The 14,666-nt window shown below is 51.0% G+C and carries 15 protein-coding genes; 4 read left to right on the top strand and 11 right to left on the bottom strand.

The window, feature by feature from the left end; genetic code table 11:
- The first annotated feature begins 3 nt into the window (after positions 1-3).
- Positions 4-780 (top strand): hypothetical protein, encoded by a 777-nt coding sequence (locus I2E69_RS10175; protein ID WP_195461103.1) that lies wholly within the window; start codon positions 4-6, stop codon positions 778-780.
- Between the two features lie 562 nt (positions 781-1,342).
- Complete coding sequence (locus I2E69_RS10170; protein ID WP_195461102.1) at positions 1,343-1,675, top strand: helix-turn-helix domain-containing protein; 333 nt, start codon at positions 1,343-1,345, stop codon at positions 1,673-1,675.
- Here I2E69_RS10170 and I2E69_RS10165 read toward each other — a convergent pair.
- The 11 genes from I2E69_RS10165 to I2E69_RS10115 all read right to left on the bottom strand — a co-directional run bounded on the left by I2E69_RS10165 (position 1,634) and on the right by I2E69_RS10115 (position 10,644).
- A complete protein-coding gene (locus I2E69_RS10165; protein ID WP_195461325.1) occupies positions 1,634-3,013 on the bottom strand; it encodes an ATP-binding protein in 1,380 nt (459 codons plus the stop codon). The two genes, I2E69_RS10170 and I2E69_RS10165, sit on opposite strands and share 42 nt — an antisense overlap.
- Positions 3,014-3,035: 22 nt before the next feature.
- On the bottom strand, positions 3,036-3,533 hold the full coding sequence (locus I2E69_RS10160) for a DUF4157 domain-containing protein (RefSeq protein WP_195461101.1): 498 nt from the start codon (positions 3,531-3,533) through the stop codon (positions 3,036-3,038).
- A gap of 20 nt (positions 3,534-3,553) precedes the next feature.
- On the bottom strand, positions 3,554-5,419 hold the full coding sequence (locus tag I2E69_RS10155) for a contractile injection system tape measure protein (protein ID WP_195461100.1): 1,866 nt from the start codon (positions 5,417-5,419) through the stop codon (positions 3,554-3,556).
- Positions 5,420-5,711: 292 nt separating this feature from the next.
- Positions 5,712-6,293, bottom strand: coding sequence for a hypothetical protein (locus I2E69_RS10150; protein ID WP_195461099.1), 582 nt, complete (start codon positions 6,291-6,293; stop codon positions 5,712-5,714).
- Positions 6,290-6,532: a hypothetical protein gene (locus I2E69_RS10145; protein ID WP_195461098.1), complete on the bottom strand. Its 243-nt coding sequence runs from the start codon at positions 6,530-6,532 to the stop codon at positions 6,290-6,292. Before I2E69_RS10145 ends, I2E69_RS10150 begins: the two co-directional genes overlap by 4 nt.
- Positions 6,529-6,975 carry a phage tail protein gene (locus I2E69_RS10140; RefSeq protein WP_195461097.1) on the bottom strand — a complete coding sequence of 149 codons (447 nt, stop codon included), beginning with the start codon at positions 6,973-6,975 and terminating at the stop codon, positions 6,529-6,531. Before I2E69_RS10140 ends, I2E69_RS10145 begins: the two co-directional genes overlap by 4 nt.
- Before the next feature lie 14 nt (positions 6,976-6,989).
- Complete coding sequence (locus I2E69_RS10135) at positions 6,990-7,448, bottom strand: phage tail protein (protein ID WP_195461096.1); 459 nt, start codon at positions 7,446-7,448, stop codon at positions 6,990-6,992.
- Positions 7,449-7,501: 53 nt separating this feature from the next.
- A complete protein-coding gene (locus I2E69_RS10130; protein WP_195461095.1) occupies positions 7,502-9,088 on the bottom strand; it encodes a phage tail sheath family protein in 1,587 nt (528 codons plus the stop codon).
- Between the two features lie 304 nt (positions 9,089-9,392).
- Positions 9,393-9,920 (bottom strand): DUF4255 domain-containing protein, encoded by a 528-nt coding sequence (locus I2E69_RS10125; protein ID WP_195461094.1) that lies wholly within the window; start codon positions 9,918-9,920, stop codon positions 9,393-9,395.
- A 12-nt stretch (positions 9,921-9,932) separates the two neighbouring features.
- Positions 9,933-10,073, bottom strand: coding sequence for an N-acetylmuramoyl-L-alanine amidase (locus I2E69_RS10120; protein ID WP_195461093.1), 141 nt, complete (start codon positions 10,071-10,073; stop codon positions 9,933-9,935).
- A 211-nt stretch (positions 10,074-10,284) separates the two neighbouring features.
- On the bottom strand, positions 10,285-10,644 hold the full coding sequence (locus tag I2E69_RS10115; protein ID WP_195461092.1) for a hypothetical protein: 360 nt from the start codon (positions 10,642-10,644) through the stop codon (positions 10,285-10,287).
- 78 nt (positions 10,645-10,722) lie between these two features.
- Between I2E69_RS10115 and I2E69_RS10110 the strand changes: the two genes are divergently transcribed.
- Together I2E69_RS10110 and I2E69_RS10105 are read left to right on the top strand one after the other, a co-directional pair.
- Positions 10,723-10,953, top strand: a complete 231-nt coding sequence (locus I2E69_RS10110; RefSeq protein WP_195461091.1) for a hypothetical protein — start codon at positions 10,723-10,725, stop codon at positions 10,951-10,953.
- Positions 10,954-11,555: 602 nt separating this feature from the next.
- Positions 11,556-14,666 carry a glycoside hydrolase family 2 TIM barrel-domain containing protein gene (locus tag I2E69_RS10105; RefSeq protein ID WP_195461090.1) on the top strand — a complete coding sequence of 1,037 codons (3,111 nt, stop codon included), beginning with the start codon at positions 11,556-11,558 and terminating at the stop codon, positions 14,664-14,666.

Raw genomic sequence — 14,666 nt, 5'->3', positions numbered from 1 at the left:
GCTATGGACTCTGTTATAAAAAGAAGACGTCAGGCACGTAATGATGTTAAAGAAATTATCAGAGCGCAATATGATACACTTGCAATTTGTTATTCACATGCATCTTGTTTCAGTGAGAATGATGAAATATCTCCTATGATCACTTGTATCGTTGTAAAGTCTTTAAAGAGCAATGTATATGAGCATTTTGGAATTCACATTGAGGCAGATCTAATAAATTGTTCAAAATCAGATAGCAAAGACTATTATCCAGAATTAGAACTATCAATGTTAGAGAAATTTAACTCTTTTATGAAGAGACATTCTAATTGTTACTGGATACATTGGAATATGGTCAATGTTAATTATGGTTTTCAGGCTATTAAGCATAGATATGTTAAATTGGCAGGAGAAAAGAAAGGGGTCGATTTCTACGAGATTCCCAATAATAAAAAAATTGATCTAAATAAAATACTCGAGAATATGTACGGAGAAAAATATGCCACACATGCAGACCGATTTCTTGAACTCCTTGAATTCAACTATCATACCAAAGACGGGTATCTAAACATCTCACAAGAAGAAGAGGAATTTAACAAATTCAATTACAAACCCGTAGCTGAATCCATAGATTTAAAAGTAAATTATATTGACAGATTTGCAAATCGCTTAATTACAAAAAAATTAAATATACCCAATAAAAACACATATGCCATATTTATAGACATAATTACACATCCTCTTTTCTCTTTGATAGGATGGATAGGAACAATTATTGGCTTATTTTTAGCAATGAGATAATTCAACACTCTTTTTCTAATCAATCCAATGTTTCATAGCTATACATGCAAAGAAAATCACCGAGCGTTATTACATCAAAAGCTAGTCGCAAATGAACCCCCGAAGCGGAGATTGAAAATCATAGCCACCCGATTAGTTTCAGCAGGGTGCATAAGTCGAAAAAGGTTTATGACCGTAAACGTAGGAAGGCAGATGATAGAAGGCATCTGCCTTCATTCTTTTTTTATAGGTTAGCATACGGGAAAAACACTGAAACGTAGCAATCAAATAACAATTCCCTGTCATTTCTGATGATTTTCAGGTGTTTCTATTGCCGTTTTGAGGATTTTTATTTTACCTTTGTATTAAAACGTAAATCAGGACTTTGGAAAATATAACCCATTGATTTGCAATCGCTCCTCCCCTATGGCACTAAAGGGGTAAGAATAACGAACTCAAGGAGTGAGAGTTATAATTCCGAAGTCCCACACATAAAAGCAATTCACTCTATTTTAGCGCATTAAACCATTACTTTCCGGATAATGAAAACAGTAGATTTTCTGCATCGGCAAGTGAAACCAGTATGGTGCTGCGGCTGAACCGCATCGGGCAACTGCTTGCAAGGCAGAAAAATGTCCTCACTTTCGGCGAGGCTTGTGCCTACACCGGGATTTCCCGGACGGACATGTACAAGCTGACCCGCGGAAGCCGTATCCCGCATTACAAGTCTAACGGCAAAAACATCTATTTCGACCGGGCTTTCAGCTTTTCCAAATTAGACTGTCATCTCTCGCAGGCGCAGCGGACCGTTACACCCGTCGCGCAGCCCCGCTATTCGGCAGGCGGTCGGGAATTTATCCGCAGCGGCAGGCCGTTATCGGTCGGCGTTCACCGGGTTGGTCGGCAATCGCGGTAATTCGGGCAAATCCCTCGATTTGGACGGCTTCAGCGTGGCGGACGGTATAACTTCTTTTACCGTCGGGCGGGTATTGTGGCGCAATCGCCCCGGAACAGACGCAGCGGCAGATCGGGAAATCCCACGAGGAACACATCGTCTCACCACATTCGCAATCGAACCTCCGGATAGTTCGGTTTCGGTAGCCATTGCGATAAGTTCTTCCGCATTGTCACCGAGCCATTGCGAAGGGAGCATGCCGCGCCAAAGGGTGGCGCGGAGTTCCTCATCGGGCATAGGGAAGTAGATGATGGACTGAAAACGCCGGGAGAAGGCTTCATCGATGTTGGATTTCAGGTTGGCAGCAAGGATGACCGTACCGGGAAAATCCTCGATGCGTTGGAGCAGGCAGGCGATTTCCTGATTGGCGTGGCAGTCATTGGAGGTATTGGTCGAGGTACGCTTGCCGAAGAGAGCGTCCGCTTCATCGAAAAACAGAATCCAATTGCGGTTCTCCGCCAGATCGAAGACTTTTACAAGGTTCTTTTCGGTCTCGCCGATATATTTCGATACAATCATCGAAAGATCCACACGATAGACATCCATTTCGTTCTTCTTGCCGAGCAAGGTGGCGGCGAGGGTCTTTCCCGTTCCCGGAGGGCCGTAGAACAAGGCTCGGTAGCCGGGCTTGAGGATTCGTTTCAACCCCCAGTCCTCCATAATGGTATGCCGGTGCTCAATCCACCTATTGATTTCGCCGAGCGCCTCCAGCGTATTGTAATCCCAAACCAGGTCTTCCCACTCCAACGGCGTGGTGATACGCTTGGCCGGGAAACCGATGTTGTAGTCCGGTTTGTATTCCCTGTCAAGCAGGACACGGCTCAGAAACTCTTCCGAAATCCGTAACTGACCGCTAAGGAACGGCTCACCTTCGCCTGCACCTTCCAACCGCAAAATATTCTTCGTGCAAAACCAATGGTCTTCCCGGAACATGCGGATGACAGTCTTCTTTTTCTCCACGTCCTCTCCAGCAATGATAAACGAGACTGTTTCTCCGGTGGGCAGGAAGCCGCCGTGCGACAGACCTTTCCAACCACCGAACTCGGTATATTGGCGGTCGAAATTCTTGTTCTGTACAAAGAATATGTCTAATACCTGCGGACTGATGTGCGGCATCAGTGCCAGCATGATAATCACACGCTCGTTGAATGCGATCTCCTGCTGTGCTGTCACGCTTTCCAGCCAACCGTCAGCAGGAGGCGTAATATCTTCTATCGAATAGTATTCGCACTCCTGCCGGAAATAAAGTTGAATGGCTGCGGTCAGCAGCTTGCCGAACCAATCGATATGCGCTGTCATCATAGGCTGCATAAAATCGGAGTCAGTAACTGTTTGCGCCCATCACGTCCGCCTCATGTTCCAATGCGGCGTTGTCATTCACCGGCAATCCGCCCACTTCGGCAGTAGGTTCCACACGTCCGGCCATCTGCTGTGCCACATGCCATACCTCATGCGGCAAATGCTGTTCCTGACCGGGCGCTACATGAATGTCCGTTCCCTGCGTGTACGCCAATGCCTGAACAGCTGCCGGTTTGTCCGAGTTGTAATGCATCCGCACATCGTCCATCTCAAAGCCCGATAATTTCTCGAAACCGGCTTTCAAGATATCAGGCATTCCGGTCTCGTTCTTTTTCTGCACCGTTTCCTCAAACTTGCCTTGTAACATTTCATCCTCGTCTTCGAGGCGTTGCACCGGCTCGGCTACAGCCTGAAGTAATTCGTTCCGACGGTTATCCGTAAACTCCAACACACCCTCACCGTTCCGCTTTTGCTGAATGATGCGTGCCACCTTGTTCCGATACGTTTTTTCCGCTTCCATGACTACTAATTTCAGATTGTTTATAGATGATCAAAATCGAATTCTTTCTTGTCGTGCCATACGACATTTATCTTCTTTTTCAGCCACGGCAGCCGGATAAACCGGTACGACCACGGAAGGAAGTCGAGCAGGAGATCTACACTGCGTTCTTCCACATACAGCACCCATTTATCCTCCCGCTGTTCCAGTCTTCCCAGACGCTCTATAAAATTGAACTGCAATCCTTTAACCGGAGTATTCTTCAACTTGTCCCAGTTATTCTTGACTCCGACAATCATCGACTCGATAATCTTGATCTCGTAATCGGTTAATTCCAATGTCTTGGGCAGCGGCACATAAAAAGGACACCCCGTCAGGATACGGTTGAACGCCAGTTCCCTCTCCTTGTATTCCTGCGGCTCATACGTCACCAACCGTTGCAGGATGAATATCGCCCTGATACGAGCTTCAGTATCTTTCAAATCCTGCTTGTCTTCCGTCAGCAGCCCGAGCATACCGAACAGACGGGGAAAGTATATTGCCAGAAGGCAAAGCCCGGCATTCAGAATCTCGATAGATTCCGGCTGTACCGCCTCTTCCAACGATTGCTCGGCATCGGCCATGTGCAACTGAACTTCCATCTCTTGAATGATATTATCCAACGCAAATTGTCGTTCTGCAGCATTATGGTCTGCTTCAGATGGCTGTTTTCCGGATTCAGAACCGCCTGTTCCGGCAATTCCAGGCTCCGCGCCGCCTTGTACGTGCTGTTCATTCATTGGTGAAGTCTTTTCGGATTCCCTATGGTCAGAGTGATTATTGCCTGTCATTCCTGCCTGTTCCTGTACAGATCCCGGTATTCCACCTTCCCATGCAAGTGGAGCCAGTGTGGAAATATACGTTCTGACTGCGACCCGATTATCTTCGCAAGCCATCTGTTCTGCCGGATAACCAGCAATAAACCGAACCAATCCTTCTGACAACACGGATTCAGGAACTTCGTATTTATCAGAAAAGGTTCCGGTAATCCGGCGCAATGTCTCGCCCAAAGAGAGCGATGCACCCGCAACCATCTCCAGCCAGACCTCCTTGCCGAGCCAACCGCTCCATTGTCGGAACGGAATGGTTTTCCCGGTTGTACCGCCAGGAGCATGACGGACAAGCGACCACAGCAATTTCGGTTGCCACCGGGCATAGTGCCGGAGCATCTGCGACTTTGTCGTATCGCTGACTGAAGGGGACATGAGCCAGGTCACTAAATCATCGTATGTCTCTTCATTCGGATTATCCTGCCGATTCGTCACTGAAGGCATACCGGATTCTGTAAAAGCATTTGTTTCAGCATCATCGGCAGTTACCGGGGTTCCGGATGCGACCGTATCGACAACTTGCCTTTCAGCCGTTCTCCATTGCTCCCGGTCTGCAGCCGTATATTCCTTGCTTCCGGTAAGGACATAATGCCAATGAGAAAGGAACTGCCGGATAATCTCCTCTGTATCCAGATCACCCGGACACTGTCCCGCAGCCATCAGAAGCAGAAGGGCTTTCGTCACGGAACTGTCCCGTTCCGCACTGCCGCCCGTAAACAGATTGGTCCCTATAGGCGTGGATTCCACAATCCTTATGACCTGCATCAGAGTTTCCGAAAGGGCATTATGCGTGTACCGGATAAAGTCCGAAAGCACTTCTCTGTCGGTAATCTCAGCCCATAGAGCAACTATGCTTTCTTCCGATGCGACAGTCTCTTTCACTATACGCATCGCATTTTCCGGATTGTCATTGATGTAACGGAGGAACACATCCCGTTTCTGTGATGGTGTAAATACTTTGTTCCGCAGCCATTCGGTGATTCCGGAAATATCATTCAAATGCTGTTCAAATGCCGTTCGGGACTCGTTCAAATCCATATCGTTTGTCTGTATTGATAAATTTTCACCTATTGTGTTATCGGATGCACCCGGATTATTGCTATCGGCGATGCTGCTTCCGCTCATTATACTAACGCTATTCGGCGTGGCATCCCCGTATGCCGGCTCCGATACACGACTATCCAGTTTTCCCGAACGGATATATTCCCGTATCCGAATCAGCATAACCAATAATGCATTATTCCCAAGGCCTGAACAGAAGTTCCTTTCATCTGCAGTTTATTCTTCAGAAGCTCCGATAAATAACTCAACGACTGCTTTGACTTTGTCGTTACCTGCTATAGCCGAAAGTAACCGCATTCAGACAGCCTGTCCCGAAAGCATGCCCGGCTAACCGTATTGTAATATACCGAAGGATGCTGCCATCAAGCAAGCCGATAACCTTTTCCAGCAACTTTTCCGATTGCAAAGCGACAACCAGTTCGCTCTCCCTGCCATGACACGTATCGAACCATCGCAGGACAAACATTCTTTGGGCTTCGTCGGGAATATCTCCTTTCAACAAAACGGCATGTAAAACAGAAAGCCGCTGCATATCGGAACTGTCCCCAGCAGGAAGATTCTTTTGAATCTGCGCCTCACGTGTCTGTCCTCCATTATCCATCAACAGAGGCATTCCCTTTGCAGCGGAACCGATAGATTTTTCTACCGATAAATGACCGTCCGCCGACAATGCCGCGATACCGGAACTATCCTTCGGTCCGTATCTTTTAACCAGGAAACGGAAGTGGAAGCCTCGCAGGGGACTGCGGACACGGCGGAAATCGCCTCCGCCAGTTGCAGCGAAACCTGCCCGGTGAGCGACAGCACGGACGGCTCGTCCATCAAAGCCGCCAAAAGCGACACATATCATCTTTCCGGTCGTTCTTTCAGCCTCCGCACCAACAGTTCCGGGTCCTCTTCGGCAAGCCGTAGCAGAAATGTTCTCTTGGTACTTTCGGACAGTTCCGTATTCTCCAGCCACTCCTCGAAAAACCCGATATGCTCCCTTTGGGCAACCGGTGCAACTGAATACGGGGATATTTCAGCTTCTTTTTCATCTGCGGATTGTCTGTCTTCAGTTTCGTTCTTACCACGTCCGATCTTAATCATAGACAGTTGCAGCAGCGTATGCCGATAGTTTCCATAGCCACTTTGCTCTCAGATGCGAACGGAGCCATCGACCATTTTAGTGGAATGGCACGTTCGCAGACCCACCTTGTGATAATCCCGCGATTCTCGTCAAACAAAGAAATTATCACCACACGCGGTTCTATCCATCCTGTATATTGGAAAGAGAAGCAGTCCTCCAACCAAGTGGTGATCTTCTCATCGAGCGGTTCGAGCGCGCGTTTCAGCACGATGTCGTTTGCTTTGATACCTTTGGGAAATCCAGGTATTCTTTCAGACTTAGCCGCCTGCTCGTCGAACATAAACTCCTGACCAAGACCGTCCGCTTCTGCGAAAGAGGCAGACATCTTGTCGCCATCCCACTGGAAATTCACTTGAAAATGGAACAGTATCGGTGGTTTCCATGTCTTGCTGTCAGGAGCCATATCTCAACTCAAGGTCATGCAGGTGTCACGCCTTCATGTACCAACACGATCGTTTCCATGGAGACACCGTTTCCGTCGGCCTTGAAGCTTTCCACGGTGTGCTTTTTCGGCCATACGTTGATCAGACGCCATCTCTGTACCGGGTTCCCGGCCTCGTCCAACAAGGCGATGGTCGCGCTTTCGCGCTGGATAATGTTCATCTTCACCTGGTTGATCCAGTCCCTCAGTTTCTTATCATCCTTAAACATCGCTTTCATCAAGGTCACGTCACCGCTCTTGCGCAAGCCCGGCATCTTTACCTTGGTAAAGCCCGGCATATCCCCCGAACGGTATTCTATCACGTCGAACTCCAGATCGATTCCGAATATCTCCTTGCAGGAAATCATTCCTACATTCGATATTTCTACACTGAAATGAAATTCAGGTACGGGCCATATTTGAGCGCTCTGAGTATCTCCATTTTCGTCTGCCATAATATCAGTATTAAAGTGTTATCAATCCAATTTTACGAAATACCTACTTGTCATCAGCTCTTCTGCATCTGCTGCTGGAAGGTGATTTCGATGAACTCTGCCGGACGGATGATAGCCACCAGCACGGTGATGCGCATGATACCGTTCAGCATGTCGTCGCCGGTCATCGTGTCGCCCAGTCCCACGTGAACTTCGTAAGCATCCTCCGGGGTGGAACCTGCCAGTCCGCCGCGCTTCCACACGCCACACAAGAATCTGCTGATCATCGACTTAATATTCAGCCAAGTGTTTGCCTCATTCGGTTCGAACACGTAGGCCCTGCTGGCATTTTTTATCGATTCTTGAAGGAATATCATCGTACGGCGTATGTTCACATAACGCCAGTCTTGTGAGTTGCCGTCCAATGTACGGGCCCCCCATACCTTAATGCCTTCGCCGGGGAAGGTGCGGATGGCGTTGACCGCCTTGCCGTTCACCGGCATGTTCAGGTCTTCCTGCATGGCGTTGTCGATATTCTCGGTCGGACTGTTCACATAGTTCACGGATACGTTTGCAGGAGCTTTCCATACGCCGCGCGTGTTGTCCACCATCGTGTAAAGCCCTGCCATAGCTGCCGAAGGGGGAAGCAGGTTCAGCCTTTCCCTTACTTTGTTCACGATGTACTGATAACCTGGGAGATTCTGCAACAGGGCGTTGTGCAGGTTGTTCTTCATGGCAGCAAGTTCATCCCAAGTATAATCCGCTATTTCTGCCGGAACCGTTTCCGCACCCGTGTCGTCGAACTGTCCGGGTCTTACGACTTTCTTGCCCTTTGCAATTTCCGCAAAAAAATCGGCAAAGTATTTCGGGAAGCCTGACTTCGGGTCAAAGAACGCCGACAGGTCAGGAGCAGCCGCGCTGTAATCCCAGACCAGTACCGTACCGTCTATTTCTTTGTCGGAGAGCACGGAGGTATTCAACCACGGATAGTAAGCAGCACCGTATGACAGGAAGTTTGCCCCGACATTCGTGCGGAAAGTCTCTATCTGAACGTCCATCCGCTCATCACCGCTCTTGGGCTGCACATCGAGAATGGCAAAACGGTTCATCATCTCGCCGCAGTGTGCCAGTATCTGATTCTGAATGTCTTTGCACTCATCCACTGATACGGCCTCAGGAACGAGCACCATCGTGATTTCCGGCTCCTTCTTCAAGGCAGTAAGTGCTGCAGCAACTTTCTCCTTGTCAATCAGGCTTTTCTCGTCATAAGTGCCTACCGACACGATATAGCAGGTGCCGCCACCGTTGGCGAAGAACATCACCATCTGGTAATAGAGCGAGAATATCACTTCCGGAGCTTCCACCCGCAAGAGTTTACTCTTGTCCGGAGAGGGAATGCCGTAGAATGTTTTCGATGCATCCTTTTCCGGATTGTCCACCACGGACAACTTGAACTCCGGAGCCGGTGCTCCGCCGAAATACTGCTGGAATTCCGTCATCGACGTAATCTTCCAGGGTTTGCCTCTTAGCGGGTCCGCACTGTTCACGGCTTTCTCGGTAATACCGATGAAAGCGGGGATGGCGGTCGGAGCTTCGACTACTGAATTGGGAAAGGCGCTTTTCTCCACGATGTAAACGCCCGGCGTCCTCATTATTGCCATACGTTTTAATGGTTTAACAATATTACAACCTAAAAATAAGATATTTGTCGGAGTAGCTCCGGGTCTTTGCTCAGGAAAATGCCCGGCTTGGGCAGTTCCACATTATGCAGCAACACCTGTCTGAAGGAGTTGTCTCTTTCGGTGGCGGATACCAGACGGAACTGGAACTCGTACTGTTCCCGCATGGAATCCTGTCGAGGTAGATATGCGGCACTGCATGCCACGGCAAATGTTTTGAGCGAAATATTCGTGCTCTACACGAATGTTGCATAACGAACGAAAGATATCCAATATATGTCTTGTATTATGTCTTTACACTCATTTTTCCTGTCCTGCTTCCACCGGAGATAATCTCGGTGGAATCGATTGTCAGCCCGCGCAACTTGCAGATTACCGACGGATAGTACTGCCCGCCCATGGTCGTCCAGATATTGTGGAAATCCATGGTGGACATGGGTACGATTTCCAGTGTATAGGCGCATCCGTCCACCTGGAACTTCGGCGTAGAGCGGATGAACGCCAATGTCTCCGAAAGCACGGAAAGGGCTTCCCCATAGCGCTTGCCGTCATAGACTGCCGCCAGCACGATGTGCATGTTCATCATCAGCGGTGCTCCCTTACCGACGAATCCGCTGCCGCTGCGCTGCATATACGTCATGTCTCCCGAAGTCTCCTGTTCGAGGTTAACCAGTGAAATAACCACCTTGTTGGGACATTCCTCTCCGGCAGAGCCGATAAGTCCCACGGTGGCCAGTCCTTCGGGCTGGTGGTGCAGACGTGAGAGATATTCTTCCAGCCGCTCGGCGTAATATGTCAGGATACGTTTTATCATTTTATTTGTCAGCTATTTCTTGATACCTTCCACCATGATGTCGGTAACGCACTGCTTGCCCCCTTCGGAAAGCAGGAAATCCTCGTCTTCCTTATTGCCCTGGAAGAAATTCTCCACCAACACCGCAGGGCAGTCGGTGTGTTTGCCATCCAATAGTTGCGGTCGCCCATTTCCTTACGTACTGTCACGACTTTCTTTTTCGCCACATCCGCCATTGCAACGGCGAGCCGCTTGCTGTTGTCGGAAGCCGTTGCATCGACAAATACGCTTCAGCAATGGTTGCAGGCGACGAAACATTTCTCTGTCATTCCGTAGTGCAGAACCAGTTCGCTCATTACACGGTTGGAGCGCAGTCTTGCCACAGTCAGGTTCTCCGCTTCATTGGAAGCGAGTTGCAGCAGCCGTCCACACGAAGGGGCAGGCCGCCGTCCGCTATTTCCCGGTGGTATCGGCCAATGGTTCGTGACAGCCGTTCCAGTTCGGCACGGTTCTTTCCATAAGGAACGAAAAACATATCCTTTTGCGAGACGCAACGGAATGCGTATACGCTATCCGTGGCTTCCTGTGCCGTCACGAATAATGACAGCAAGAAGAGAAAAGAGAATAAAGCACAAACTACCAGCACTTTATAGTCGATATGGATAAAATCAAGGAAAGATACAACCGGCAGGGAAGCGGAAAATTTTGTAAATCGGGATAATTTTAACTCATAGTTTTCATCCATACCCACCGGTTCTGTAAAGGAGAATATCAAATGCGCCTTTTGCAAACTACCCTCAGAAATGGGAGAGTATAGCATACTATGGGATATGGTAGTTTTTTTCACCATACTTTTCCAGTATTGCGTGTTATTTACAAAGTAACGAAAAATATGCTTCCCAAAAAGACAGAAAAAGGCGTTTTTGTAACTATTTTTGTCAGTCAAGGGCTGCTGACGATAAAATGTTTCTGTGCAATCAAAAATGGAAACATGCTTCATGTACCTGTGGTAGCAGAGGTTGCGGATAATATGCCGGCTTTGGGGGCTGATTGAACAACACAAGAAATCGCCTGGTAACCGGGATAACCGGGACAGCGCACCGAAGCACTTCATCGCCTGTGCCGGAGAGGACACGACCTTTGAAACTGTCGATAAAAAGGTTGCTGCCGGATTAAAAACAGACTTGCCGAAGGAAGAACAGCATATTTATTATTCAGTATACAGTTGTAGTCTGTATATAAACAGTACTACTCCAGGGGCAGCCACAGTCATCGGGACAGTACCATATCGTACATCCATGGCAACTTACAGTCTTTCAGCAAACGACTGGCAACATATCGCACTTTCGTTTATCATACGTAAACTAAACACGGATCAGACATAATTCTAAAAACAAAGAAAATCTGTACTTGCCGATTTGGCGATTACACTTGGTACATCAAAGTATATAGTTGGGTTTTATGTGCCCCGCAAAGAGGCCTCTACGGACGCTCCGGGAAAAATCTGCTGCAAATACCCGAAAGTGACTATTTTTCAGTCATCATATTTTGGAGTTTCCCTTCATTTTTACGAAATTTACCCAATCGGGCCGCACTGACCGTTCAGCGACAGGAACCGCCCGACATCCGCTTAAACCTTAAAAAACAAAATAACCGATGAAGAAAACCCTCTTATGCTGGCTGACCGCAGCAACTGCGCTGACGGCGGGCGCGCAAAACAACGAATGGCAGGATGCCAGCGTGAATGCCGTGAACCGGATGCCGATGCACGCCGCCTACTTTGCCTATGAATCACCCGTGGCGGCACAGGCCGGTGACAAAACCCGCTCGGAACGGTTCGTTACGCTGAACGGAAACTGGAAATTCAACTGGGTGCGCAATGCCGACCAGCGTCCGACGGACTTTTTCCAGGTCGGATTCAACGACAAAGGCTGGAACGACATGCAAGTCCCGGGACTCTGGGAACTGAACGGTTACGGCGACCCGGTCTACCTCAACATCGGATATGCCTGGAGGGGCTGGTTCAAAAACGATCCGCCGCACGTTCCCGTCGAGCAAAACCACGTGGGTTCCTACCGCCGCACGATCGACATCCCGGCTGCATGGGCGGGCAAGCAGATCGTCGCACATTTCGGCTCGGTGACCTCGAACATCTACCTCTGGGTCAACGGCCGTTATGTGGGTTACAGCGAGGACAGCAAACTGGAGGCCGAGTTCGACCTCACGCCCTACGTGAAACCCGGCAAGAACCTGATCGCATTCCAGGTTTTCCGCTGGTGCGACGGCTCCTACCTCGAAGACCAGGATTTCTTCCGTCTTTCGGGCGTAGGCCGCGACTGTTACCTCTATGCGCGCGACAAACGCCGGATCACCGACATCCAAGTCAACGCCGTACCGTCGGAGGACTACGCTTCGGGAACCGTGACGGTTAAAACCACCTTCCCCAAGCAGGCGCGGGGGTGCAGCGTCGAACTGACGCTTACCGATGCCGAGGGCCACAGCGTCGCCTCACAGCAGTTGCGCGTCGCCAAAGAGGAGGAGCGCTGCACGCTCGACGCCGGGAAAATCGCGCTGTGGAGCGCCGAGACACCCGTGCTCTACGACCTGACAGCCACCCTCCGCTCGGCCGCGGGCGAAGTGATCGAGGTTATTCCGCTCCGAATCGGATTCCGCGACGTGAAAATCGCCGGCGGACAGTTGCTGGTCAACGGCCAACCGGTGCTGATCAAGGGCGCGAACCGGCATGAAATGGATCCCGACTACGGCTATTACGTCTCCGAAGAACGCATGTTGCAGGACATCCGCATCATGAAGGAGAACAACATCAACGCCGTGCGCACCTGCCACTACCCCGACGATGCCCGTTGGTACTCGCTCTGCGATGAATACGGTATTTACGTGGTCGCCGAGGCCAATATCGAATCGCACGGCATGGGCTACGGCGAAAAGACGCTGGCCAAGAACCCGCTCTATGCCAAGGCACACCTGGAACGCAACGAACGCAACGTGATCCGCAGCATCAACCACCCGTCGGTGATCATCTGGTCGCTGGGCAACGAGGCGGGCGACGGTCCCAACTTCGACGCCTGCTACGACTGGATCAAGCAATACGACCCGACACGCCCGATCCACCACGAACGGGCCGTCTATTCGCCCGGCAGCCGCAACACCGACATCATCTGCCCGATGTACTGGAGCTACGAACAGTGTGAGAAATACCTCGCCGAGAATCCTTCGAAACCGCTGATCCAGTGCGAATACGCCCACGCCATGGGCAATTCGATGGGCGGATTCAAGGAGTATTGGGACCTGATCCGGCGCGAGCCCCGCTACCAGGGCGGATTTATCTGGGACTTCGTGGACCAGTCGCTGCACAAGAAGGGCCGCGGCGGCGTGACGGTTTACGGCTACGGAGGCGACTGGAACCCGTACGATCCCTCTGATTTCAACTTCTGCGACAACGGCCTGATCGGACCCGACCGGATTCCGAATCCCCACATGGAAGAGGTATGCTACTACTACCAGTCGATCTGGACCACATGGGCCGACGACAAGGAGAAAAACGCCGTCGAAGTCCTCAACGAGAACTTCTTCCGCGACCTCGCGAATTACGACCTCCACTGGGAGGTGCTGTGCAACGGAGTTCCCGTACAACGGGGCGTTGTCGCCGAAGTGAAAGCCGCACCGCAGCAGACTGCCCGGATCGTACTCCCCTACGACCCGGCGAGACTGCCCGCCGAAGGCGAACTGCTGCTCGACGTGGCTTATAAACTCAAAGCCGCCGAAGGCGTCCTGCCCGCAGGCCACATCGCAGCGCGCGCCCAGTTGCCGATCCGCGAATACGCCTTCGCGGCGCCTGCGGCGAAATCCGTTCCCGAAGGGGAAGCCCTCACTGCGGCGGACAACCACAACGATTTCCTGATCGTCTCGGGCAACGGCGTACGGCTCGACTTCAACCGTCACACGGGCTTCATCACCCGCTACGAGGTCCGCGGCATGGATTACCTTGCCGACGGTTCGACGCTGCGTCCCAACTTCTGGCGCGCACCGACCGACAACGATTTCGGCGCCGGGCTGCAAAACAAAATGGCGGTCTGGAAACAGCCGGAGATGAAACTCAAGACGCTGACCCACTCGGAGGCCGGCGGCGTGGTGACGGTGAAAGCCGGCTACGAAATGCCGCAGGTACAGGCTACGCTGGAGATCGAATATGCCGTCGACAACACGGGAGCCCTCACCATCGCCCAGTCGCTGCACGCTGCGACGGGCGTCGAGGTCCCCGACATGTTCCGCTTCGGCATGCGCCTCGAAATGCCTGCCGGATTCGACCGCCTGCAATACTACGGCCGCGGCCCGGGCGAGAACTACGCCGACCGCAAATCGTCGGCTTTCGTGGGACTCTACTGCCAGAGCGTCGACGATCAGTTCTACCCCTACATCCGCCCGCAGGAGACCGGTACGAAGAGCGACCTGAGGTGGTGGCATCTCTCGGACATCGGCGGACGCGGGCTCACGGTGACCTCCGACGCGCCGTTCTCGGCCTCGGCGCTCCATTATTCGCAGGAGTCGCTCGACGAAGGAGCCGTAAAACGCCAGGGGCATTCGCCCGAAGTCGAAAAACAAGAGTGTGTTTCGGTATGCCTCGACAAGGTACAGTACGGACTGGCGTGCATCAACTCGTGGGGTGCGCTGCCACTGCCCGAGTACCGGATTCCCTATGCCGACTACACCTTCCGCGTGAAGATCGCACCTGCGACCCGCTTATAG

It is taken from the genome of Alistipes sp. D31t1_170403_E11, from assembly GCF_015553985.1.
In the GTDB taxonomy this organism is placed as follows: Bacteria; Bacteroidota; Bacteroidia; order Bacteroidales; family Rikenellaceae; genus Alistipes; species Alistipes montrealensis.
The sequence above is the reverse complement of the archived record's forward strand: the minus strand, read 5'-3'. Positions and strand labels throughout refer to the sequence as shown.

Bases quoted from the DNA above. Each gene is read 5' to 3' on its own strand.
- I2E69_RS10105 (WP_195461090.1), top strand. From the start codon at position 11,556: ATGAAGAAAACCCTCTTATGCTGGCTGACCGCAGCAACTGCGCTGACG.
- I2E69_RS10170 (WP_195461102.1), top strand. From the start codon at position 1,343: ATGGTGCTGCGGCTGAACCGCATCGGGCAACTGCTTGCAAGGCAGAAA.
- I2E69_RS10145 (WP_195461098.1), bottom strand. From the start codon at position 6,532: ATGATTAAGATCGGACGTGGTAAGAACGAAACTGAAGACAGACAATCC.
- I2E69_RS10160 (WP_195461101.1), bottom strand. From the start codon at position 3,533: ATGGAAGCGGAAAAAACGTATCGGAACAAGGTGGCACGCATCATTCAG.
- I2E69_RS10140 (WP_195461097.1), bottom strand. From the start codon at position 6,975: ATGGCTCCTGACAGCAAGACATGGAAACCACCGATACTGTTCCATTTT.
- I2E69_RS10155 (WP_195461100.1), bottom strand. From the start codon at position 5,419: ATGGATTTGAACGAGTCCCGAACGGCATTTGAACAGCATTTGAATGAT.
- I2E69_RS10125 (WP_195461094.1), bottom strand. From the start codon at position 9,920: ATGATAAAACGTATCCTGACATATTACGCCGAGCGGCTGGAAGAATAT.
- I2E69_RS10110 (WP_195461091.1), top strand. From the start codon at position 10,723: ATGGGATATGGTAGTTTTTTTCACCATACTTTTCCAGTATTGCGTGTT.
- I2E69_RS10150 (WP_195461099.1), bottom strand. From the start codon at position 6,293: ATGATATGTGTCGCTTTTGGCGGCTTTGATGGACGAGCCGTCCGTGCT.
- I2E69_RS10130 (WP_195461095.1), bottom strand. From the start codon at position 9,088: ATGGCAATAATGAGGACGCCGGGCGTTTACATCGTGGAGAAAAGCGCC.
- I2E69_RS10115 (WP_195461092.1), bottom strand. From the start codon at position 10,644: ATGGATGAAAACTATGAGTTAAAATTATCCCGATTTACAAAATTTTCC.
- I2E69_RS10165 (WP_195461325.1), bottom strand. From the start codon at position 3,013: ATGACAGCGCATATCGATTGGTTCGGCAAGCTGCTGACCGCAGCCATT.
- I2E69_RS10135 (WP_195461096.1), bottom strand. From the start codon at position 7,448: ATGGCAGACGAAAATGGAGATACTCAGAGCGCTCAAATATGGCCCGTA.
- I2E69_RS10175 (WP_195461103.1), top strand. From the start codon at position 4: ATGGACTCTGTTATAAAAAGAAGACGTCAGGCACGTAATGATGTTAAA.